Origin of the sequence: Bradyrhizobium sp. HKCCYLRH2015 (genome assembly GCF_051168215.1) — a bacterium.
Classification (GTDB): domain Bacteria; phylum Pseudomonadota; class Alphaproteobacteria; order Rhizobiales; family Xanthobacteraceae; genus Bradyrhizobium.
In genome coordinates this window covers 181548-201886 of the sequence record NZ_JBNPUO010000012.1, presented here as the reverse complement: position 1 = coordinate 201886, position 20339 = coordinate 181548, and the positions used below count along the sequence as shown (strand labels likewise).

Below are 20339 nucleotides of genomic sequence, written 5' to 3'. Positions count from 1 at the left end.
GCCACCCGCGACCGCTTCGCGGCGGAATATGCCGTCAATCGAGTGAGTTAGGCAAGGCGGAAAGCTGGGCAACGACGTCGCAAGGCGGCCAGCGGACCTTGCGTTGAAATCCGCCGGTATTTCCCGCTGACATAGAATATCATGCCACCGGCATTTTCCCGCACGCGCGCAGCGATCGCCGGCTCCAACTACTTCGCGGCCTTCACGTCCCTGGCGTAGAGATCCGGCTTGAAGCCCACCACGCGCCGGCCGCCGAGATCGAGCACCGGGCGCTTGATCATCGACGGCTGCGCCAGCATCAGCGCGATCGCCTTGCTCTCGGTGAGTCCGTCCTTGTCCGCGTCGGGCAACTTCTTGAACGTCGTGCCGGCGCGGTTGAGCAGCACCTCCCAGCCGAGTTCGTCGCTCCACGCCTTGAGTTTAGCCTTGTCGATTCCGGCGGTCTTGTAGTCGTGGAATTCGTAAGCGACGCCGTGATCGTCGAGCCAGGCGCGCGCCTTCTTCATCGTGTCGCAGTTCTTGATTCCGTAGATCGTGATGCTCATGCCACGCGTCCTCAAACAATCGTGTCCGACGGTGATGGATGTCCCACGTTGCGACAATCGGCCCTGCATTTTGCAGTGCGATTCACCCGCTTTTGATGCGGCGGAGGCCACGCGTTCCGCGGTCGGAATTCACTCCGACCTTTGCCACGAAACTGTCGGCTGAGCATTACATTTTCTTCGCATCCCCGGCGTATCTGGCCCACGAACAGGAGACCGCGATGGGCAAGATCATGGTACGTTGTCCGCAGACCGGCCGCAGCATCGAGACGGGGATGGAAATGGACGCTGCGCGCTTTCAGCGCATGCCCGTGTTCTTCTCGCGCGCCTACTGCCCGCACTGCCGCATCTACCATGAATGGTTCGCCGCCCATGCCTGGGTCGAGGAGATCAGCGACCGCGAGCGGGTTGCGCTGGCCTGACCTGACCCGCGAAAGGAAACGGCCCGCGCGATCGACCCTACCCACGCCACTGCTGCGGACGTCGCTCCAACGCACCCGTCCGCGGGATATCTCCCTGGAGCAGGCGAACCGCGATCGGGTGCTCAATCGTCTTTCGGATCGCTTTTCAACGGCGTATTGGAATCGCCCGGCATCAGGCAGGGATACAGCTCTGTGAACTTGAAATCGGCCCCGCCCGCGGCGCGGTCGAAGCGCAGCACGACATCGAAGCGTTTGCCGGACCAGTGGGTCGGCAACTGGCCTTCATTGCTCACCGGCAGCCGCGGCAGGATGTCGGAGATGATCGCCTTGTGCTCCCACGCCACCAGCACGGTGCCGGACAGCGGCAGCAGGGCTTCGACCAGCGCCGCCTCCTGCCCCTTCGCAAAGGACGTGTTCGGCTTGTCGAGCCCGATGCGCGCCGCGAGCTCGAGCACCGTCTCGTACGGCCGGCGGCTCGGGTCGGAGCCGTCCTTGGTGCTGTCGGGATCGGCGGCATAGACCGCCTGCGGTGTCGGATAGTCCGTGCCGCCCAGCCCGCTGCCGAACAGCGCGGTCCAGGCCCCTGCCCGCTCCCAGCCGAAGATCACCAGCGACTTCGAATCCGGCTTGCCCGTGTGGGTCAGGCCCGGGCCTGTCGTGTCGCCGTCAGGCTTCTCGGCATGACGGATGATCAGCAGCGTCAGCGCGTTCATCGGCAACCCTCTCGGGCGGCATCATACGGCCATCACACGGAATTGCTACTTGAGATTGCAATCGTGAGAACGCAACATGGCGTTTTTCCAACCAGGATTCATTTCAGATGAGCATGGGATTGCGACAGACCCGCCGAACGTTCCTGGCGACGGCCGCGATGGCGGCAGCCGGCACCGTCATCTCGCCGAGACCAGGCCACGCCGCCGCGAAATATCGCCGCGCCAACGTCACCAGCGCGGAAGGCCAGAAGATGCTCGCGAGCTACGCCAAGGGCGTCGCCGCCATGCTGCAGCTTCCCGCAAACCATCCGCAGAACTGGTTCCGCAACGCGTTCATTCATCTGATGGACTGCCCGCACGGCAATTGGTGGTTCTATGTCTGGCATCGCGGCTATCTCGGCTATTTCGAGCAATCGATCCGCGCGCTCAGCGGCGACGACAGTTTCGCCCTGCCCTATTGGGACTGGACCGAGCTGCCGGAAATTCCTGCCGGCATGTTCGACGGCGTGCTGACGCCGACCGACAAGGCATATCAGCCGTTCACCGGGAATCTCGCGGCCTTCACCTCGTTCATCAAGCCGGCCTTGACGGATTACTGGAACGGCCTGTCGAAGGACCAGCGCGGCCAGCTCGAGATCCGCGGCTACAAGTCGATCGACGATCTCTGGAACGACGTCACCGGCTTCTCGCCGTCCGCCAATGCCGGCATCTCCGGCAATGAGGCATTCGCGACCACCTGCGCCTCACGCTATCTGTCGCGCGACAATCCGAAGCTCGATGCTAAGACCACCTACGACGTCTCGCCGTTCGTGATCATGGCGGGCCTTCTGCCGACCGACTTCTATAACCCCGACAACTATCTGAGCTTCACCAGCTCGAAGACCGCTTCGCACAACACCCAGCCGAATGGCGCGACCAAGTTCTCGACCTTGGAAGGTCTGCCGCACAACAAGGTCCACAACTACATCGGCGGTGTCGGCCCGCTCGATCCCGGCCCCTATGGCAACATGACCAATTTCCTGTCGCCGGTCGATCCGATCTTCTTCCTGCATCATTCGAACATGGACCGGCTCTGGGATGTCTGGACACGCAAGCAGCAGCGGCTCAAGCTACCCTACCTGCCGCAGGGGGCCGACCTGAAGACATTCTCGGACGAGCCGTTCCAGTTCTACGCCGATGGCAAGGGCGGCTATGTCGGCCCCAGCAAGGCCGGCGACTACATCTCGACCGACCGCTTCGACTACGATTATGCGCCGGGTTTCGGCGAGGACATCGTGGGTCCGCCCGCGGTCGCCTCGGCGCCGCAGATCAAGCCGCAGCAGGGCTCGGTCAAGGCCAATGCGGGCACGGTGAAGATTCCTGGCGACGCGCTCGAAGCGCACCTGGCGGCAACGCGGCCGCAGCCGCTGATGGCGCAGATCACGCTGCCCCGCCCGAGCGGCTATTCGACCGTGCGCGAGTTCGACGTCCTGGTGAACGCGCCCGCCAACGTCACCAGGGTCACGGCTGACAGCCCGTATTATGCAGGCACCATCGCCTTCTTCGGATCGATGATGCCGGGCATGGCCATGACCATGGATGCGACCTTCGCGGTGCCGCTGCCGACGAAGCAGGAGGCGTTCTCCGCCCTGCGGGCCGCCCCCAACCAGCCGCTGAGCATCCGCGTCGTGCCTTCGGGCGGCGTCGGCACCGCGCCGACCCTGAAAGCGCTCTCGGTCGGACCGCTGCGCCGATGAACGGCAGGCGCGCCGCGCTGCGGGCCTGCGCCGTGCTGCTCTGTACCGTGCTGCTCTATACCTTGCTGCGACCGGCCTCGTCCTTGGCGGCGGAGCCCTTCAGAGCCGTCGATCTGGTCGTGCCGCGGCCATTGGATGCGAGCGACGCTGCGGTCGTCGAGATCAGCCTGGGCGCACTGGGGCGAGGCCAGGAAGTGACGGTGACGACCGCATCCGGGATGCCGCTCGGGACCATCTCGCCATTCGGCCTTCGCACTGGTGCGGAGGCCGGGACCTATGCGCTCCCGGTGCCGAAGGAGGCCATCGAGGGCGGACGGCTGTCGATCCGCCTCAGCATCAGCCAACCCGGCGGCAGCCGCGCGCCGACGCCGCAGGAGGTTCGCGGCATCACGCTCAAGCTCGCTCCGCGGCCGTGATCCGCCGTCGCGGCGGCAGGCGCGCCGGACTCAGAGCGTCCCGCTCCGCGCACGGTCTGCACGCGGCTCGAACGGGCTCGCCATGCTGGGCTGTCCGATCCAGACACGGTTGAGCAGCCGTGTGAACGGCGGACACGTCGTCCCCTCGATGCGCGCCATCGCCTCCTGATAGGGGCCGACGGTACGCAATCTCTCCGGCAGCAACGCGTAGGCGCGTGGCAGAAACCGTTTGGCCCGCGCCGCGCTGCGGCGTTCGCGCTCGCCATAGGGCAGCGCGAAAGCAAGGCGCAGCCGCTCCGGCAGCATCTCGGCCGTCAGCGCAGTGAACCAGCGCGGCGGTGCGATCCACGTCGCCTCGCCCGAGAAGATGCGTTGCGCGATGTCGCGCGCGGCCGTGCCAACCGTGAGCGTCTCCGACGCCATCATATCGGCCGCATAGACCTTGAACGACGTCCAGTCCGGCGGCATGGCCTCGTGTGGAATTCCGAACAGGCCCGCGAACCGCATGGCCTCGCGCCAATATTGCTCGCGCTCGGCATCGCCGAGCGGCGGACACAGCAGGCCGTAGGACATCATCGCGGTCTCGACCAGGGTGGCATGGACCCAGCGCAGCGCGTCGACGTCGTTGGCGCGATAGCGCGAGCCGGCGGAGAACGGTCCGACCGTCTCCGGCATCACGCCATCGACCGCGGCGTGCCGCCGATACAGCCGCCGCGCCACCGCGACCGCCTGCGCGCGCGTGCCGAACACCATGGTGTAGACGATGCTGAAGGTGCGGTGGAAACGGCCGAGCGGATCGGCAAACACTCTGGACTGCTCGGCAATGCCGGCCGCCACCCAGGGATGGGCGAGCTGCAACAGCAGCGCGCGGCCGGCGCCGAGAAACAGCGCGGCCTCGCGATGCACGCGCCACATCACGCTGTCGGACGGCAGCACGGCGTCGCCCGGCGTGGCCAGCAGCTCGGCGATGCAACGTTCGAAATCGGCTTCGCTGACGATCACGGCCGCTGCGGGATCTCGAGCCCGCGCTGCACCGCCGGCCGCGCCAGGCCGCGCTCCAGCCAGGCCGGCACGTGCTTGAGCTCATCGAAGGCGACGATGTCGCGCGCGCCGTAGAACCCGATCAGGTTGCGCACCCAGCCGAGCGTCGCGATGTCGGCGATGGTGTAGTCGGCGTCCATGATCCACTGCCGGCCGTCGAGCCTGTTGTCGAGTACGCCGAGCAGCCGCCTGCTCTCCGCGACGTAGCGCTGCAACGGCCGCTTGTCCTCGTACTCACGGCCGGCGAATTTGTGGAAGAAGCCGAGCTGCCCGAACATCGGGCCGATGCCGCCCATCTGGAAATGCACCCACTGGATGGTCTGCCACCGCCGCGCCGGATCGTCGGGGAGAAATTTCCCGGTCTTCTCGGCAAGGTACTGCAGGATCGCCCCGGATTCGAACAGGCCGAGCGGCTTGCCGCCGGGACCGTCGGGATCGATGATCGCGGGAATCTTGCCGTTCGGAGTGAGCGACAGGAATTCCGGCGTCTTCTGATCATCCTTGCCGAAATCGATCGCATGCGGCTCGTAGGCCAGGCCCGTCTCCTCCAGCATGATCGAGACCTTCACGCCGTTCGGCGTCGGCAGTGAATAGAGCTGGATGCGGTCGGGATGCCGCGCCGGCCAGCGCGTGGTGATCGGGAAGCTGGAGAGATCGGACATGATGGCTTTTTGCTCGCGCTGTCTCGTTGAGGGCTCAATCTAAGCCCGTGAACCGCCGCTGCAAGGTTCGATGCGGAACTGGCCGCGGCCGGCGATCTTATGTTGCTGCATGGTGCAGAAGGCCAGCATGCCGAGCCCGACCTACCGATTGATCATGCAGGCGATGCTCACGCGTCAGCAGATTCTGTGCATCTATGGCGGCTTCGCCCGCGCGATCTGCCCGATCATCCTCGGCCACACCGCCGGCCGCGAGCGCGTGCTCGTGTTCCAGTTCGCGGGCGGCGCGAGCAGCGGCCTGCCGCCGGGCGGCCAATGGAAGTGCTTCGATGTCGCCGACATGAGCGAGGTCGAGCTGCGCCAGGGGCGCTGGCATTCCGGGCGCAGCCACCGCCGGCCGCAATATTGCGTCGCCGAGGTCGAGCTCGACGTCAATCCGGAAAGCCCCTACGAGCCGAAACGACCAAATACGACGCCGCAAAGCGGTGAACTTCGGCGCAAGCGCTGACGCTACTGCGGCTCGCGCAGGCGCACGCGCAGCAGCGCCGGCAGCTTCGAGGTGGCGTCGTGCTGCGCGAGCTTGGCAGCGACGCGGCGCATCAGCGACGACGCGCCCTGCCTGGCAAACACCTTGATGCCGCGATAGCTGAAATCCACCACCACCTCGTGATGGCGCATGCCCTTGCCGCCCTTGACCAGGCCAAGGTCGCGCACCAGGCAATAATGCCCGTCGCTCATGCGTGCCAATCGGGTGTTCTCGAACATGCAGCGAAGCAATGCACCGAGACGCAAATCCGTCAAGATTGACAGGAACGACTCATGAACTCAGCACGTCGGCAACGCGCCGCCGCGGCGCAAACGGCAGCGCCGGCCCGTAGCCGAAGCGCAGCACGAGATCCGGCCGCCTTGTCGTTCCGACCACGCGCGCCAGCTCTGGCCGCAGCGTGGCAACTTCGACCGGCTGGTTGACGAAGGCGAGCTTCAGCCCCAGCCGCGTCGCTTCGAGCGCGAAGCGCTGGCACGCCTGCCCGGCCCTGATCCAATGCGAGGCGTCGGCCTGCTCGGCGGTGAACACGGCGACACCGGCCGATGAGCTGATCTGCCGCGCATATCTGTCGTTCTCCGATGCGGCATTGAAGAGCCGATCGAAGGCGAGGCCGCCGAGCGCGGTCGGCAATGACGGATTGCCGCTGGCCGCCGCGAACAGGCCGTCGCCCGTCTCCATCGCGCTCCGCGGATTGAACCGCAGCCAGCTCTTCAGCTCGCGCAAGAACGCGGCATCGTGCATCTGCGCATCGTTGCCGGCGACCACGAGATCGCGGATGGCAGCGATCACGGCGGGAGCCGTGATGATCGCGAGATCGACGCCTGGCATCGCCGAGGCCGCCTGCAGCGCGGCGAGATCGCCTGGCGGCACCGCTCGTCCGTCATACTCCGCGCGCGTCGACTGCCTGCGGACGATGGCCGCAAGCCGCGCATCGTCATGCGCCGTGCCGTTCGTGAAGCTGTACCGCACCATCCGGCCGTCGCTGCTGATCTCGCCCGGACGGCCGCTCGCATCGGCGGCGATCGCGAGATTGGTGGCCGCGCAGCCGAGGCTGACGAACAGATGATGGTCGTCCGGATCAACCACCGGCGTGCGGCGTGACGGATCGGGCATGATCTCGATCGCATCCCGCGTCACGCGAAAGCGCCACGGCTGCGTGTTGTGGCTGTTGGCCGCGAGCGTCGCGTAACGGATGACATCGGTGATGTCGGACGACAACGGCGCGCGCAACCGGGCACTATAGTCGTCATATGCGCGCATCGTGCCGGTCGCGGCGCGCCAGGAGCCGGCGCCGAGCGCGGCCGCTGCAAGCGCGCTGCCGCCTCCTATCAGGACCCGCCGTCGGTTCATGACTCTGCGCCCGCAATTCTCGCCGCATCTCGATATGCTCACGATAAGCATGCTCCGCATCGGCGCGTTGTTGCAGATCAAGGCCTCCGCAGCAGCCGGCAAAACATCAACGCCATGCTGTTGACAGCACCAACAAAGCGGCGTATGTCCCGCGGCCTCGCGAGCGACTGCGCCCGCGACAAACATGAGCGAGACGATGTCCTTCGGCTACGAACACTTCATCCGCACGTCCAACGGCGTCATGCCGGTGGATGGCGCACGCCATGCTCGGGGGAGCGATCTTGCTTGAGGCAAGATCAACAGTCCGCATCACACGGACCCTCCCGAGCCCGCCGCTCCGGAGGGTTTTTTGTTGCCCTCACGTGAGCCGGCTGCACGGCGAACAACCAGATGTCCCGGCCTCGAGCCGGAACGGGAGACCCGGATCCCGGGGCTCGCGCAGGTGATGCGCGTGGCCTGCGCGCGCGGGGCCTGTCGGAGGGAACGAGGCGGCAACGCCGGACACCGATGACAGAGCGAGCTCCCTGGAGCTCGCAACACGCGGCGCCGTGCAGCGCCGCAGACAAGCCAATTGAATTCCCGGCCGTTCGCAGCCGGGAGCTGCTGGTGGTGAAGATCGCGGCTCCTTCGCGCCAATGCGGCCGCGCGCCGCCTTCGATCGATCGTACCGTGGAATCCGTCAAGCGAGATGGGTGAGTCGCGGGTTGCGGCGAGGCTGATGCCAAGCCTGCGTTTCGATCGTCGTATCGCCGTGATCGCCCGTTCCCCAGCATGCCATCAATGCCGCCCGGCCGCATCCCGCAGCCGTGCGGCCAAGGCGGTGGTGAAGATGCCTGTTACTTCGTTGAAACCGAGCGCCCCACTGGGGCAGCAACAGCATCACCCATTCCCCGCCGAACTCATTCGCGAGCCGTGGTGAAGATGACTGTTACTTCGCCTTCCACGCCAGAGGTCGCGGGTTCGAATCCCGCCCGGCGTCATGCCGGTAGCTTAGAGGTCAGAGCGCTGTCCGGGCCATGCAAGTGGCCCGGGTCTCAGTCATCGCCCGTTCCCGGCTCGTGATCCATCTCAACCGGTGATCGTCTCGAACAGGCGGTCACCGCGACGGCGCAGATACGCTCTGCGCTCCTTCTTCCACGCGCCGTGGTGAGGAATGCTGATACTTCGATTGCTAATCGAGAGGTCGTGGGTTCGACTCCCACCCGGCGCTCCATGCGCCGGTAGCTCAGCGGTAGAGCACTAACCGATCAGCATTCGCCCGTTCCCGGCGCGTGGTTCCCATCACGCCTGATCTCGAACGAGATCGCGCGTGCCGGCCGATGCTCCCGGCCATTTATCCATCGACCATTAACCCAAGAGGAGGCCCTGGCATGGTCAAGCTCAACACGTTCCTGCGCGCCTTCACCCACGAGGGTGCGCCGTCCCGACAGCTCGCGCCGGCACAGGCGCTGCAGCGCACGCTGATGAGCTGCCTGCTCTGGGAGGACCAGTTCTACGAGGACGGGATCGCGATCGCCGATCGCATCAAGGCGCTGGTGCCGCAGGTCGAGCCGCGCGAGGTGGCTCAGCTCGCGGTCCGTGCGCGCGAGGAGATGAAGCTGCGGCACGCGCCGCTGCTCGTCGCCCGCGAGATGGCGCGGTTGCCGTCGCACCGCGCGCTGGTCGCCGAGACGCTGTCGCGCATCATCCAGCGGCCGGACGAGATGGCCGAGCTGCTCGCGATCTACTGGGCGGACGCTCTCGGTCCGCAGCAGCAGCGCAAGCGGCAGCCGGTCTCGGCGCAGGTCAAGAAGGGGCTGGCGAAGGCGTTTTCGAAGTTCGACGCCTATCAGCTCGCGAAGTATGACCGCGAGGGGCCGGTGCGGCTGCGCGACGTCCTCTTCCTGGTTCACGCCAGGCCCAGGGATGCCGTCCAGGAGGCGGTGTGGAAGCAGCTCGTCGATGGCGAGCTGCCCTCGCCCGACACCTGGGAGGTCGCGCTGTCGGCCGGTGCGGACAAGCGTGCGAGCTTCGAGCGGCTGCTCGGTGAGAACAGGCTCGGAGCGCTGGCGCTGTTGCGCAACCTGCGCCTGATGCGGCAGGCCGGAGTGCCGCGCGCAACGATCGCACAGGCGATCGCGACGATGCGGACGGACCGGGTGCTGCCGTATCGGTTCATCACGGCGGCCCGGCATGCGCCGGCCTTCGAGCCCGAGCTCGAGGCCGCGATGTTCAGGTCGATCAAGGGTTACGCGCGGCTCAAGGGCCGCACGCGGCTCCTGATCGACGTCTCCGGCTCGATGTTCGCGGCGCTGTCCGCGAGGTCGGAGATGACGCGCGCGGACGCGGCGTGCGGGCTGGCCATCCTCGCCCGCGAGGTCTGCGACGAGGTGGAGATCTTCACGTTCAGCAATGAGGTCGTGAAGGTGCCGCCGCGACGTGGCTTTGCGCTGCGCGACGCGATCCTCGACTCTCAGCCGCATGTCTCGACCTATCTCGGCCGCGCGGTCAGCGAGGTCGACCGCAAGGGCGACCACCTGATCGTCTTCACCGACGAGCAGAGCCACGATCCTGTGCCGGCGCCGAAGACGCGCGGGACCATGGTCAACGTGGCGTCGTACCAGCACGGGGTCGGCTACGGGCCCTGGACGCGGGTCGACGGCTTCTCCGAGGCCGTGATCGCCTGGATCGCGGCGCAGGAGGAGAGCTTGCGCGGCGCGACCCTGCACTGACGACAACCGACCCGGACGCGTCACAGACGCGCCCGGGTCTTCTTCCACAAACAGTGGACCACCCCACGCGCCCCCGTTTAAGTGACGCCATGTACCTGTCCATCGCCACCACCCATCAGCCTGCCACCGATCTCGGCTACCTGCTCAACAAGCATCCGGAGCGGCTGCACGAGCTCGCGCTCACCTATGGCAAGGCGCTGATCTTCTATCCCGAGGCCAGCGAGAGCCGCTGCGAGGCGGCGCTGGTGCTCGACGTCGACCCGATCGGCCTCGTCCGCGGCAAAGGCCAGAGCGACGGGCTGCTCGACCAATATGTCAACGACAGGCCCTATGCCGCGTCGTCGTTCCTGTCGGTCGCGCTGAACAAGGCGTTCCGGACCGCGATGAACGGCGTCAGCAGCGCGCGCCAGGAGCTCGCCGACAGCGCCATTGCACTCGAAGCGGTTGTGACACCCCTGCCCCTGCGCGGCGGCGAAGCCGTGCTGCGGCATTTGTTCGAGCCGCTCGGCTGGCAGGTCGGTCTCACCACGATCCCGGGACCGCAAGGCGATCCGTCGAGCCGCTACGTCCGGCTCACCTTGCGCGGCACCGCGCGGCTCAGCGCGCTCCTCAATCATCTCTACGTGCTGATCCCCGTCATGGACGACGCCAAGCATTATTGGGTCGGCGACGAGGAGATCGACAAGCTGCTCAAGCGCGGCGAAGGCTGGCTCGACGCGCATCCCGCGAAGGAGCTGATCGTGCGCCGCTATCTACGCCACCGCGGTGTGCTCGCGCGCGCGGCGTTGGCGCGGCTCGCGCCGGAGACGCAGGACGAGGCCATCGAGCCCGAGGCGCGCAGCGAGTCAGAAGAGACACTGGAGGCGCCGACCCGCCTCAACGACCTGCGCATGGCCGCCGTGGTCGAGGCGTTGCGGGCGAGCGGCGCCAAAATTGTCGCCGACCTCGGCTGCGGCGAAGGCAGGCTGCTGCAGCTCCTGGTCCGCGAGCGCTGGGTCGACAGGCTGATCGGGCTCGATCCCGCCGTCCGCGAGCTGGAGCGCGCGGCCAAGCGGCTGAAGCTGGGCGCGCCCGGCGCGCCGCCCGAGGGTCGCGTCATGCTGTTGCACGGTTCGCTCACCTATCGCGATGCGCGCTGGGCCGAGGCCGACGCGGCGGCACTGGTCGAGGTGATCGAGCACCTCGATCCCGACCGGCTGCCGATGCTCGAGCGCGTGGTGTTCGGCGCAGCGCGGCCGCGCGCGGTGATCGTGACCACGCCGAACGCCGAATACAACGCACTGTTTCCGAGCCTGCCCGCCGGGCAGTTCCGCCACCGCGACCATCGCTTCGAATGGTCGCGCGCCGAGTTTGCCGACTGGGCGCAGCGGATCTGCGCAACCTTCAACTATCAGGCCGCCTTCTCCGGCATCGGCCATCACGACGAGAGCCATGGCGCGCCGACGCAAATGGCCGTCTTCACCCGCTGAGCAATTCCATGAACATCGACATCCCCGATTTCGCGCTGATCGTGCTGATCGGCTCGACCGGCTCCGGCAAGTCGACCTTTGCTGCGAAGCATTTCCTGCCGACCGAGGTGATCTCCTCGGATCATTGCCGCGCGCTCGTCGCCGACGACGAGACCGACCAGGGCGTCTCCGCCGACGCGTTCGACATCGTCCGCGAAATCGCGGGCAAGCGATTGAAGCACCGCAGGCTCGCCGTCATCGACGCCACCAATGTGCGCCCCGCCGACCGCAAGGGCTGGGTCGAGCTGGCGCGCAAATGGCATGCGCTGCCGGTCGCGATCGTGTTCGATCCCGGCATCGACGTCTGCATCGACAGAAACAGGACACGTCCCGAGCGCGCCTTCGGCGGCCCGGTCGTGCAGCGCATGGTCTCGGAGATCCGCCGTGGCTTCGGTGGCCTGCAGCGCGAGGGCTTTCGTCAGGTCTGGAAGCTCGACAGCGTCGCGCGCATCGAGGCCGCCACCATCGCGCGGCAGCCGCTGTGGACGGACAAGCGGCACGATCGCGGGCCGTTCGACATCATCGGTGACGTCCATGGCTGCGCGGCCGAATTGCAGGCGCTGCTGGCGAAGCTCGGCTATCAGGTCACATGGATCGACGCCGGGGGCGATCGCGCGGTCACCGTGACGCCACCGGCGGGCCGCAAGCTCGTCTTCGTCGGCGACCTCGTCGACCGCGGCCCGCAATCGCCCGACGTGCTGCGCATCGTCATGAGCATGGTCGCGGCCGGCACCGCCTATGCCGTGCAGGGCAATCACGACCGCAAATTCCAGCGCTGGCTGGCGGGCCGCAAGGTCACGATCGCGCACGGCCTGCAGGCCACGATCGATCAGCTCGCCAGCGAGGAGCGAAGCTTCCGCGACACTCTGCCGGGCTTTCTCGACGGGCTGCGCAGCCATGTCTGGCTCGACGGCGGCCGGCTCGCGGTGGCGCATGCCGGGCTGAAGGAGGAGATGATCGGCCGCGGCTCCGGCGCAGTGCGCGAATTCGCGCTGTATGGCGAAACCACCGGCGAGATCGACGAATTCGGCCTGCCCTTGCGCGCCGACTGGGCCGCGAACTACCGCGGACCGACCACCGTGGTCTACGGTCACACGCCGGTGCGATCAGCCGAATGGGTCAACAACACCATGTGCATCGACACCGGCTGCGTGTTCGGCGGCCGGCTGACAGCGCTGCGCTGGCCGGAGCGTGAGCTCGTCGAGGTCGAGGCCGAGCGCGTCTGGTGCGAGCCGGTCCGTCCGCTCGCGCCTCGCGCCGGCAGCGCCTCCGCGCAGGCCGAGGCCGATCAGCTGCTCGATATCGATGATGTGAGCGGCCGCCGCTGGATCGACACCACGCTGCGCGGCCGCATGGTCGTGGCCGAGGAGAACGCGGCCGCCGCGCTGGAGGTGATGAGCCGCTTCGCGCTGCCGCCGCAATGGCTGGTCTATCTGCCGCCGACCATGTCGCCATCGGAGACGAGCGCGCGCGAGGGTTGGCTGGAACGGCCCGAGGAGGCGTTCGCGCATTTCCGCGCCCGCAACGTTGCCGAGGTCGTGTGCGAGGAGAAGCACATGGGCTCGCGCGCCGTCATTGCGCTATGCAACAGCGCCGATGTTGCCAGGGCCCGCTTCGGCATCGCAGGCGACGAGAGCGGCGCGATCTGGACCCGCACCGGCCGCGCCTTCTTCAACGATGCCGCGATGACCGAGGCGCTGCTGGCACGGCTGCGTGACGCTGTCGACAGCGCCGGCCTGTGGCAGGAGCTGCAATCCGACTGGCTGCTGCTCGACGCCGAGATCATGCCCTGGTCGGCCAAGGCCGGCAGCCTGATCGAGAGCCAGTACGCGCCGGTCGCGGCGTCATCGGTCGCCGGCCTCGAAGCAGCAGCCGACGCAGTGGCGCGCGCCGCCGCGCGTGGCCTCGATGTCGCCGCGCTCGGCGACCATTTCCGCGATCGTGTCGCGCGCGCCAAGCGCTATGGCGCTGCCTGGGCGCCTTACGTCTGGCCGGTCGGCGGCATCGACGATCTCAAGGTCGCGCCGTTTCATCTGCTCGCCAGCGAGGGCCGGGTCTGGTTCGATCAGGACCACGTCTGGCACATGACGCTCGCCGATCGGCTGGCCGCCGCATCAGCATCCGTCGTCACTCGCACGCAATGGCGCACTGTTGTGCTGGCCGACGACACGGCCGTCGCCGACGCCATCGCGTGGTGGGAGCAGCTCACGGGAAGCGGCGGCGAAGGCATGGTGGTGAAGCCGAAAAACTTCTTCGCGCGCGGACCGAAGGGCCTCATTCAGCCGGCGCTCAAGGTGCGCGGGCCGGAATATCTGCGCATCATCTACGGCCCGGAATATGATGCGCCGGAGCACATCGTCCGGCTGCGCCAGCGCAAGCTCGAGGGCAAGCGCAACCTGGCCCTGCGCGAGTTCGCGCTCGGCCACGAGGCGCTGACCCGCTTCGTCTCCCGCGAGCCGCTGCGCCGCGTGCACGAATGCGTGTTCGCAGTTCTGGCACTGGAGAGCGAGCCGATCGATCCGCGGCTGTGAGCCGCTCAACAACCAACCACGGCGATCTTCTGCGATGTACAAGCCGGTCTTGCGCGATTGGATCTGGGCTGACGGACGCGGACCAGAGCTGCGACGAGCGCACTTTTTCGGCCACGGATTGAACTTGATCGCCCTCGACTATCTGAACCCGGACTGGGCTTCCGAGGACGATATGCGACACTTGATCCTTCACAAGACTCAAGTGCATCAAGTCACCCCAGAGGAAGTCCATGACTAATCCCGTGAAACCGTCGATTGGGGGCCCGCGATCGATCAAGCCGCCGTGGTGGACCTGGGACGATCAGCCTGGCTGATGAGCTTCTCCCAGCGGCATCTTGCCCGCTGCCGACATTTTCGCATCATGTTCTATGACGAATATGTCGACGTCATCTGCGAGAGTATCACAGCCGCCCATGGTGCCTACGCTCCGTAGTTGTGGCGCCCAGTGACGGGCGCTCTCGAGCCAAACGTGACTTTGGGCAGCCGAACTGCGGAAGGGAGCCATGGGATCGTTCATCACCAACCTCCACGTTCGCGACGCCGCACCTCGCAACGCGGTCCGTAAGAAAGCGATCGAGGCCTATCCGATGATTGCCGCCAAGATGCCGAATCCGCCGAGCCTCGAGCAATATCTCGCCGACATCGAAAAGCGCATGGCTACAAGGCCTGCCGCAATCGTCGCCACGCCGTCCCCAGCCAGGCCGTTCATGTTTGCCGAAGACAGGTTGACGGGCCTCGCTGAGCTTCTCGGCATTCCCAGCGGACATGCACTTGATAGCTATCACTACCTCTCCGGTGGCGAGGGCACGCCCGGAGTGCTGACGCTCATCGGGCCGGACGGCGAAACCGAGATCAGCTTGTCTTGAGTGCGCGGACCGGCTTCTGAGACCCGTCTAGTCATCGCAGCGCGCAGCCGCAGGGGCGTGCGAGCGAGCCGATCGAGCGGCGGGGTGAGCGTAGGACGGTGGCCTCAGGTCGACGGGGGTGAGCTTCCGCAGGGCCGCTGACATCGTCACCGATGTGCCGGCTGCCTTCGAGGAGATCGAAGCCATCGCGGTCATGCTGCTGACGCAGCAGGTATTGGTACTGCCTCTCGATGTCGGCGATATCATCATCGTGGAGCAGCTTCCTGGCAGTCACGCCGTCTCGTCCAGGTACGATTCCCGGAACGCGACGCCGTTCCTCCGGCGCGATCCCCTTCGGCTTGATCCTGCGCAACGAACGGACGCAGGACACACGCTACCTCGCTACCGTGCCTACACCACTCCCCAAGGAGGCTTGAATGAGGACGTCCTTGCAACTCGCCATCGTCATCGCCGCCACCGCGGCCATGCCCGCTTTCGCTCAGGGAACCGGGCCGGTGGCAACGCAATGCGCCGCTGACATCCAGAGCTTCTGCTCCGGCAAGCAGCACGGCGCAGGCCAGGTTCGCGCCTGCCTCGAGACCAACCGCGAGAAAGTCTCAGCGGATTGCCGCCAGGCTCTCGACACGACGGGACCCGGCCGAGGCAAAGGCCAAAGACGCTGAGCATGCGCATCGGCTGGCCTGGCCCGGTTCCGGGCGCAGGCCAGCCGGCAACTTCCACGGCGATCCGGCCGCGCCCGGGCGAGATCGCCTGCGCCCAGACGAAGCCGATCTTCGGCGCCAAACACCAGCCTTTCCAATGCGATCGGGGTTCGCATGCCGCGTCCACGAAAATTTCGCTTTCGTTTTTCCGAATTCTATGAAATACTCCGCCTGTCCCGCCTCGCCATGAGGGGCGCTTCGCGATCGTCACGAACGTGGAGGCGGTGATGCGACGGGCGCAGGCTGCCGCAGCATGGTTCTCCGTGCGGACGAACGGCAGAAGGCGCCGGCGAAATCGTGTGGTCCTGGCCTCCCGATGCTGAGGTCAAGCCGGCCGAGATGATGACCGGCTGGCGACGGGGGCAACCAAGCCGGTCCCCGGGGAGAGCACGTATAAGCCGTCCAACCGTTGCGCAGGGAAGGCCGGAGTCGTCCGGCTGAGCCTGTGGTTCCTGCCCCGTGCACTTCTTCACGCACGGGGGCCGCGGGTATCAGCGGATACCCGGTCTTCCCTGCGCCCTCTCCTCTCGAGAGGGACATCGTCCTGATATCACCCGGGCGCGCAACGCGCCGCGGGATCGCGACCGCATATCCGGCTGTTTGACATTCACATCAGAACAATCCGTTCAGCGAGATGGGCGCGAGCTCTCACTTGCCATCGTCGAGATGGACCAGCACCGCCGCATTGGCGATGATGATGGCGTCGCTGCCGGCCTCGGCCGGAATCTCCAGCCCGCCCTTCACGGCGGTGACGGTGACCGTGCCATAGGGCAGCTCCTTGGCGACGGCCGCGGTGTCCACCGCCTCGGGGTTCGGCACGCCGATGGTGACGTCGACGAACATGTCCTGCGGCGTCTTGCCGACCATGCGGAAGAAGCCCAGGCTGGAATGACGGATCGCATCGGACACCGCCCGCCTGGCCGCCTTGGTGGCGTCGCGGCCGTGGACGTCGACGCCCATTCCCATCTCGGTGATACAGCGGATGCGCGCCATGACGTGTTCCCTCGTCTCGCTTTGCCGGCCTGGCACGACCATAGCCAACGACGCAGCCGGCGCAAGCCGGTGCAGATCGACGACGATCTCCGCATCAAAACGGTCATCCATTGCGGGCGTATATCGTACATGATGACGCTCAGAACTGACGCTGAGAAAGCCCGTGAGATCGTCTCGGGCCGCGGGCATCGGGCTTGCGCGCCTGCCGCAACTGCCGCCGCCGAGATGACCCGTCATGATGCCGGCGAACCGCGCAACGTCACACCGCGCAGTAGCGATCCTGGATGTCCTTGTCGGCCAGCAGCGCCGCGGCGCTGCTCTCATGCACGACCTCGCCCTGGTCAATGATGACGGCGCGATCGGCGAGCCGCAGCGCCCATTCGACATTCTGCTCCACCAGCAGCAAGGTCTTGCCCTGGTCGCGCAGCCGGCGAAACAGCACGCCCATCTCCTCGACGAGCACCGGCATGATGCCTTCGGAGGGCTCGTCGAGCAGCACCATGCGCGGCCGCGCGATCAAGGCGCGCGCGATCGCCAGCATCTGCTGCTCGCCGCCCGACAGCGTGACGCCCTCCTGGTCCAGCCGCTCGTTCAATCGCGGAAAGGTCTCGGCGATCTCGGCGAATGCCACGCGCTCGTCGATGTCGGCCTTGGCGGCGACCAGCCCAAGCCGCAGATTCTCGCGCACGGACAGGCCCGGCACGATGCGACGCTCCTCCGGCACATAGGCAAGGCCGAGATGGAAGCGCTTGTGCGCGGCCAGCGGCAGCAGGTCCTGGCCGGCGAAGCGCACGCTGCCCGAGGCCTTCGGCATCAGCCCCATGACGGTACGCAAGGTCGTGGTCTTGCCGGCGCCGTTGCGGCCGACCAGCGCCACCACCTCACCCTCGTTCACGCGCAGCGAGATGCCGTGCAGCACGTGGCTGGCGCCGTACCAGGCCTGGACATTGTCGAGCTCGAGCAACGCGGTCTCAGCCATAGCCCTCACTCTGTCCCAGATAGACCCGGCGCACGTCCGGATTGGATCGGATGTCCTCAGGACGACCATCGGCGAGCAGCCGGCCGTGATGCAGCACCAGCACCCGCTGGCTCAAGCCGAGCACCATCTTCATCTTGTGCTCGACCAGCAGCACCGTGCGCTTCTCCGCGAGCCGCTCCAGCAGCGCCACCATCTCCTTGGTCTCTTCCGGCCCCATGCCCGCGGTCGGCTCGTCGAGCAGCAGAAGCTCCGGCTCGGAGACCAGCGCAATCGCGATCTCCAGCGCGCGCTGCTGGCCATGGGCGAGATACTTGGCGAGCTCGCAGCGCCGGCCGATCAGGCCGACCGCCATCAAGGCTGCATCGGCGCGTTCGCCGAGTTCGGCAAGATCGGCGCGCTTGCGCCAGATGTCGTAGCTCACGCGCATGGCCTGCGCGGCGACCCGGACATTCTCGTGGACCGACAAATCGGGAAAGATGTTGGTGATCTGGTACGAGCGCGAGATGCCCTGATGCACGAAGCGATGCTGCGGCAGGCCGTTCAGCTCGCGGCCCTTGAACCGCAACGTGCCGCTGCTCGGCGACAGCGTGCCGGAGAGAATGTTGAAGAAGGTGCTCTTGCCGGCCCCGTTCGGGCCGATGATCGAGGTCAGCTCGCCGGCCGCGAACGCGACCGAGATGCCTTCCAGCGCGACGAAGGCGCCGAAACGACGGCCGATCCCGTCGGCGCGCAGCAGCTCGGTGCTCATCGGCGTTGCCTCGCGATCGGCAGCACATCGAGGAACGTGCCCCAGATGCCCTTGGGCAGGAACAGCACGAACACGACGAAGATGGCGCCGACGACGATCTGCCAATGCGGCGTCCACAGCGAGACGACGTCCTCCAGGATCAGGAAGGTGGCGGCGCCGACGAACGGCCCGAAGAAGCTGCGTGCGCCACCGAGCAGCACCATCATCACGATCATGCCGGAGGTCTGGTAGTGCAGGATGTCGAGCGGAACGATGGACAGATGCAGCGCCGACATGCAGCCGCCGACGGCGGAGATCGCGCCCGACAGCATGAACACGATCAGCTTGCAGCGCTCGACGTCGTAGCCGCAGGCCCGCGCGCGCTGCTCGTTCTCCCTGATCGCTTCGATCACGGCGCCGAACGGCGAGTTGAGGATCCGCGACTGCACCCAGATCGCGATCGCCGCGAGCACCATCAGCACGTAATATTTGTTCACGGGGTCGAGGAAATTGATCTGCGCGCCGAACAGACCGATGTGCTCGATCGTGAAGCCGCGCAGCCCGTTCTCGCCGCCGGTGAAGGAGGAGGCCTGCAGCGCGACGTAGTAGACGAGTTGCGCCAGCGCGAGCGTGACCATGGAGAAATAGATGCCGCGGGTGCGCGTCGAGATCGTGCCGATCAACGCGGCGAGCAAGGTGCTCGCGGCGATCGCCAGCGGCACCGCGACGAACCATGGCAGGCCCCAGCGGCCGATGGCGATGCCGGTCAGATACGCGCCGGTGCCGAAGAATGCGGCGTGGCCGAACGACAGCAGCCCGGTGTAGCCGAACAGCAGATTGTAGCCCATCACCACGACGCCGTAGATCAGGACGTTCACGGCGAGCGCCTTCGACGGCAGCAGCCAGGGCAGCAGCGCCAGCGCAATGAGCGAGACCAGCACGCGGTGATCCGCGAGAACCGCGACGAGACGCTGCGCCTGAGGAAGCGGCGGTGCTTCGCCGGTCGACTGCACCGTCATCACGCTCTCCCCTTGAGGCCGAACAGACCCTGCGGCCGCACCAGCAGCACGGCCGCCATCAGCGCGAACATCACGATCGTCGCCATCTCGGGCGCGAACAGCGCGACCATGCTGATGCAGATCCCCACCATCAGCCCGGCGACGACAGCACCGACGATCGAGCCAAGGCCGCCGATCACGGTGACGACGAAGGCTTCCGCCAGCACCAGCGTTCCCATCTCCGGATTGACGCTGCGCATGGGTCCCGCCAGCACGCCGCCGAGCGCGGCGAGACCGACGCCAAGGCCGAAGATCGCGAGCCACACCTTGCCGATGTCGACCCCGAGCACCCGCATGATCAGCGGATCACGCGCGCCGGCCCGGACGATCAGACCGACCCGGGTCTTCTCCAGCATCAGCCAGAGCACCAGCAGCACGACGGCCACCAGCGCGATCACGAACAGACGATATTTGGGAAAGAAGCCGACACCGAGATCGACGACGCCGACCAACTGCGACGGGGTCGGGAACGGAATGCCATCGCTGCCGAATACGATGCGCACGCCCTCGACCAGGATGTAGCTGAGACCGAAAGTGAGCAGCAGGGGATCATCGATCGAGCGGCCATACAGGCGACGGACCAGGACGTATTCGATCAGCATGCCGAATGCGCCGACCAGAATTGGCGCGAGCAGCAAGCCCCACCAGAAGCTGCCGGTCAGCGACGCCACATACAGGCCGGCATAGGCCCCGATCATGAACAACGCGCCGTGGGCGAAATTGACGACACCCAGCATGCCGAACACGATGGTGAGACCGAGCGCAGTGATGACCAGCACCGCCCCAAGGGCGATGCCGGAAAACAGCTGCATGATGATCAGCGAGAGGTCCATGCGATC

The 20339-nt window shown here is 66.6% G+C and carries 21 protein-coding genes and 1 tRNA gene; 11 read left to right on the top strand and 11 right to left on the bottom strand.

Going from position 1 to position 20339, the window contains the following annotated elements:
• Window positions 1–188: 188 nt before the first annotated feature.
• Window positions 189–545 (bottom strand): ArsC family reductase, encoded by a 357-nt coding sequence (locus tag ACQR1H_RS29085; RefSeq protein ID WP_315800352.1) that lies wholly within the window; start codon window positions 543–545, stop codon window positions 189–191.
• Between the two features lie 218 nt (window positions 546–763).
• On the opposite strand from ACQR1H_RS29085, the gene ACQR1H_RS29080 reads away from it, so the two are divergent.
• A complete protein-coding gene (locus ACQR1H_RS29080) occupies window positions 764–964 on the top strand; it encodes a hypothetical protein (RefSeq protein WP_315800353.1) in 201 nt (66 codons plus the stop codon).
• A gap of 122 nt (window positions 965–1086) precedes the next feature.
• Here the strand turns inward: ACQR1H_RS29080 and ACQR1H_RS29075 are convergent, their stop codons facing one another.
• Entirely contained in the window at window positions 1087–1677 is a 591-nt protein-coding gene (locus tag ACQR1H_RS29075; RefSeq protein WP_316215609.1) for a histidine phosphatase family protein, read from the bottom strand.
• A gap of 107 nt (window positions 1678–1784) precedes the next feature.
• On the opposite strand from ACQR1H_RS29075, the gene ACQR1H_RS29070 reads away from it, so the two are divergent.
• Together ACQR1H_RS29070 and ACQR1H_RS29065 are read left to right on the top strand one after the other, a co-directional pair.
• Window positions 1785–3413: a tyrosinase family protein gene (locus tag ACQR1H_RS29070; protein ID WP_434872911.1), complete on the top strand. Its 1629-nt coding sequence runs from the start codon at window positions 1785–1787 to the stop codon at window positions 3411–3413.
• Window positions 3410–3829 carry a hypothetical protein gene (locus tag ACQR1H_RS29065; protein ID WP_316236663.1) on the top strand — a complete coding sequence of 140 codons (420 nt, stop codon included), beginning with the start codon at window positions 3410–3412 and terminating at the stop codon, window positions 3827–3829. The genes ACQR1H_RS29070 and ACQR1H_RS29065 overlap by 4 nt, the downstream gene beginning before the upstream one ends.
• 30 nt (window positions 3830–3859) lie before the next feature.
• Here ACQR1H_RS29065 and ACQR1H_RS29060 read toward each other — a convergent pair whose 3' ends face one another.
• Both ACQR1H_RS29060 and ACQR1H_RS29055 read right to left on the bottom strand, forming a co-directional pair.
• Window positions 3860–4831 (bottom strand): oxygenase MpaB family protein, encoded by a 972-nt coding sequence (locus ACQR1H_RS29060; RefSeq protein ID WP_434883217.1) that lies wholly within the window; start codon window positions 4829–4831, stop codon window positions 3860–3862.
• Window positions 4828–5532: a glutathione S-transferase N-terminal domain-containing protein gene (locus tag ACQR1H_RS29055; protein WP_434883218.1), complete on the bottom strand. Its 705-nt coding sequence runs from the start codon at window positions 5530–5532 to the stop codon at window positions 4828–4830. Before ACQR1H_RS29055 ends, ACQR1H_RS29060 begins: the two co-directional genes overlap by 4 nt.
• Window positions 5533–5659: 127 nt before the next feature.
• On the opposite strand from ACQR1H_RS29055, the gene ACQR1H_RS29050 reads away from it, so the two are divergent.
• Window positions 5660–6037 carry a hypothetical protein gene (locus ACQR1H_RS29050; protein WP_316180994.1) on the top strand — a complete coding sequence of 126 codons (378 nt, stop codon included), beginning with the start codon at window positions 5660–5662 and terminating at the stop codon, window positions 6035–6037.
• Window positions 6038–6039: 2 nt separating this feature from the next.
• Here ACQR1H_RS29050 and ACQR1H_RS29045 read toward each other — a convergent pair whose 3' ends face one another.
• Together ACQR1H_RS29045 and ACQR1H_RS29040 are read right to left on the bottom strand one after the other, a co-directional pair.
• Window positions 6040–6267, bottom strand: a complete 228-nt coding sequence (locus ACQR1H_RS29045) for a hypothetical protein (protein ID WP_316180996.1) — start codon at window positions 6265–6267, stop codon at window positions 6040–6042.
• A gap of 79 nt (window positions 6268–6346) precedes the next feature.
• Window positions 6347–7426, bottom strand: a complete 1080-nt coding sequence (locus ACQR1H_RS29040; protein WP_434908577.1) for an Acg family FMN-binding oxidoreductase — start codon at window positions 7424–7426, stop codon at window positions 6347–6349.
• A 1138-nt stretch (window positions 7427–8564) separates the two neighbouring features.
• On the opposite strand from ACQR1H_RS29040, the gene ACQR1H_RS29035 reads away from it, so the two are divergent.
• The 7 genes from ACQR1H_RS29035 (at window position 8565) to ACQR1H_RS29005 (ending at window position 15704) form a co-directional block, all read left to right on the top strand.
• Window positions 8565–8639: transfer RNA gene (locus tag ACQR1H_RS29035), tRNA-OTHER, on the top strand.
• 157 nt (window positions 8640–8796) lie between these two features.
• The gene (locus ACQR1H_RS29030; protein ID WP_434891171.1) at window positions 8797–10137 is read left to right on the top strand and encodes a TROVE domain-containing protein; all 1341 of its coding nucleotides are present in this window, start codon (window positions 8797–8799) and stop codon (window positions 10135–10137) included.
• 89 nt (window positions 10138–10226) lie between these two features.
• Entirely contained in the window at window positions 10227–11606 is a 1380-nt protein-coding gene (locus tag ACQR1H_RS29025) for a 3' terminal RNA ribose 2'-O-methyltransferase Hen1 (protein ID WP_434845827.1), read from the top strand.
• A gap of 8 nt (window positions 11607–11614) precedes the next feature.
• Window positions 11615–14176, top strand: coding sequence for a polynucleotide kinase-phosphatase (locus tag ACQR1H_RS29020; protein WP_434908576.1), 2562 nt, complete (start codon window positions 11615–11617; stop codon window positions 14174–14176).
• A gap of 503 nt (window positions 14177–14679) precedes the next feature.
• Complete coding sequence (locus ACQR1H_RS29015) at window positions 14680–15042, top strand: hypothetical protein (protein ID WP_315800366.1); 363 nt, start codon at window positions 14680–14682, stop codon at window positions 15040–15042.
• 118 nt (window positions 15043–15160) lie between these two features.
• Window positions 15161–15559, top strand: a complete 399-nt coding sequence (locus tag ACQR1H_RS29010) for a hypothetical protein (RefSeq protein WP_434840040.1) — start codon at window positions 15161–15163, stop codon at window positions 15557–15559.
• Window positions 15459–15704, top strand: coding sequence for a cysteine rich repeat-containing protein (locus ACQR1H_RS29005; protein WP_434839981.1), 246 nt, complete (start codon window positions 15459–15461; stop codon window positions 15702–15704). The genes ACQR1H_RS29010 and ACQR1H_RS29005 overlap by 101 nt, the downstream gene beginning before the upstream one ends.
• A gap of 687 nt (window positions 15705–16391) precedes the next feature.
• On the opposite strand, the gene ACQR1H_RS29000 is transcribed toward ACQR1H_RS29005, so the two are convergent.
• The 5 genes from ACQR1H_RS29000 to ACQR1H_RS28980 all read right to left on the bottom strand — a co-directional run bounded on the left by ACQR1H_RS29000 (window position 16392) and on the right by ACQR1H_RS28980 (window position 20333).
• Entirely contained in the window at window positions 16392–16736 is a 345-nt protein-coding gene (locus ACQR1H_RS29000) for a Lin0512 family protein (RefSeq protein WP_315800448.1), read from the bottom strand.
• A 259-nt stretch (window positions 16737–16995) separates the two neighbouring features.
• Window positions 16996–17715 carry an ABC transporter ATP-binding protein gene (locus tag ACQR1H_RS28995; RefSeq protein ID WP_434872917.1) on the bottom strand — a complete coding sequence of 240 codons (720 nt, stop codon included), beginning with the start codon at window positions 17713–17715 and terminating at the stop codon, window positions 16996–16998.
• Window positions 17708–18463, bottom strand: a complete 756-nt coding sequence (locus tag ACQR1H_RS28990; RefSeq protein WP_434848240.1) for an ABC transporter ATP-binding protein — start codon at window positions 18461–18463, stop codon at window positions 17708–17710. Before ACQR1H_RS28990 ends, ACQR1H_RS28995 begins: the two co-directional genes overlap by 8 nt.
• Window positions 18460–19461, bottom strand: a complete 1002-nt coding sequence (locus tag ACQR1H_RS28985) for a branched-chain amino acid ABC transporter permease (protein WP_434900263.1) — start codon at window positions 19459–19461, stop codon at window positions 18460–18462. The genes ACQR1H_RS28990 and ACQR1H_RS28985 overlap by 4 nt, the downstream gene beginning before the upstream one ends.
• The gene (locus ACQR1H_RS28980) at window positions 19461–20333 is read right to left on the bottom strand and encodes a branched-chain amino acid ABC transporter permease (RefSeq protein WP_315800372.1); all 873 of its coding nucleotides are present in this window, start codon (window positions 20331–20333) and stop codon (window positions 19461–19463) included. Before ACQR1H_RS28980 ends, ACQR1H_RS28985 begins: the two co-directional genes overlap by 1 nt.
• Window positions 20334–20339: the final 6 nt, after the last annotated feature.

What these genes read in the sequence shown, in the direction of transcription:
- ACQR1H_RS29085 (WP_315800352.1), bottom strand. Translation starts at nt 545, where the DNA reads ATGAGCATCACGATCTACGGAATCAAGAACTGCGACACGATGAAGAAG.
- ACQR1H_RS29080 (WP_315800353.1), top strand. Translation starts at nt 764, where the DNA reads ATGGGCAAGATCATGGTACGTTGTCCGCAGACCGGCCGCAGCATCGAG.
- ACQR1H_RS29075 (WP_316215609.1), bottom strand. Translation starts at nt 1,677, where the DNA reads ATGAACGCGCTGACGCTGCTGATCATCCGTCATGCCGAGAAGCCTGAC.
- ACQR1H_RS29070 (WP_434872911.1), top strand. Translation starts at nt 1,785, where the DNA reads ATGAGCATGGGATTGCGACAGACCCGCCGAACGTTCCTGGCGACGGCC.
- ACQR1H_RS29065 (WP_316236663.1), top strand. Translation starts at nt 3,410, where the DNA reads ATGAACGGCAGGCGCGCCGCGCTGCGGGCCTGCGCCGTGCTGCTCTGT.
- ACQR1H_RS29055 (WP_434883218.1), bottom strand. Translation starts at nt 5,532, where the DNA reads ATGTCCGATCTCTCCAGCTTCCCGATCACCACGCGCTGGCCGGCGCGG.
- ACQR1H_RS29050 (WP_316180994.1), top strand. Translation starts at nt 5,660, where the DNA reads ATGCCGAGCCCGACCTACCGATTGATCATGCAGGCGATGCTCACGCGT.
- ACQR1H_RS29045 (WP_316180996.1), bottom strand. Translation starts at nt 6,267, where the DNA reads ATGAGCGACGGGCATTATTGCCTGGTGCGCGACCTTGGCCTGGTCAAG.
- ACQR1H_RS29040 (WP_434908577.1), bottom strand. Translation starts at nt 7,426, where the DNA reads ATGAACCGACGGCGGGTCCTGATAGGAGGCGGCAGCGCGCTTGCAGCG.
- ACQR1H_RS29030 (WP_434891171.1), top strand. Translation starts at nt 8,797, where the DNA reads ATGGTCAAGCTCAACACGTTCCTGCGCGCCTTCACCCACGAGGGTGCG.
- ACQR1H_RS29025 (WP_434845827.1), top strand. Translation starts at nt 10,227, where the DNA reads ATGTACCTGTCCATCGCCACCACCCATCAGCCTGCCACCGATCTCGGC.
- ACQR1H_RS29020 (WP_434908576.1), top strand. Translation starts at nt 11,615, where the DNA reads ATGAACATCGACATCCCCGATTTCGCGCTGATCGTGCTGATCGGCTCG.
- ACQR1H_RS29015 (WP_315800366.1), top strand. Translation starts at nt 14,680, where the DNA reads ATGGGATCGTTCATCACCAACCTCCACGTTCGCGACGCCGCACCTCGC.
- ACQR1H_RS29005 (WP_434839981.1), top strand. Translation starts at nt 15,459, where the DNA reads ATGAGGACGTCCTTGCAACTCGCCATCGTCATCGCCGCCACCGCGGCC.
- ACQR1H_RS29000 (WP_315800448.1), bottom strand. Translation starts at nt 16,736, where the DNA reads ATGGCGCGCATCCGCTGTATCACCGAGATGGGAATGGGCGTCGACGTC.
- ACQR1H_RS28995 (WP_434872917.1), bottom strand. Translation starts at nt 17,715, where the DNA reads ATGGCTGAGACCGCGTTGCTCGAGCTCGACAATGTCCAGGCCTGGTAC.
- ACQR1H_RS28990 (WP_434848240.1), bottom strand. Translation starts at nt 18,463, where the DNA reads ATGAGCACCGAGCTGCTGCGCGCCGACGGGATCGGCCGTCGTTTCGGC.
- ACQR1H_RS28985 (WP_434900263.1), bottom strand. Translation starts at nt 19,461, where the DNA reads ATGACGGTGCAGTCGACCGGCGAAGCACCGCCGCTTCCTCAGGCGCAG.
- ACQR1H_RS28980 (WP_315800372.1), bottom strand. Translation starts at nt 20,333, where the DNA reads ATGGACCTCTCGCTGATCATCATGCAGCTGTTTTCCGGCATCGCCCTT.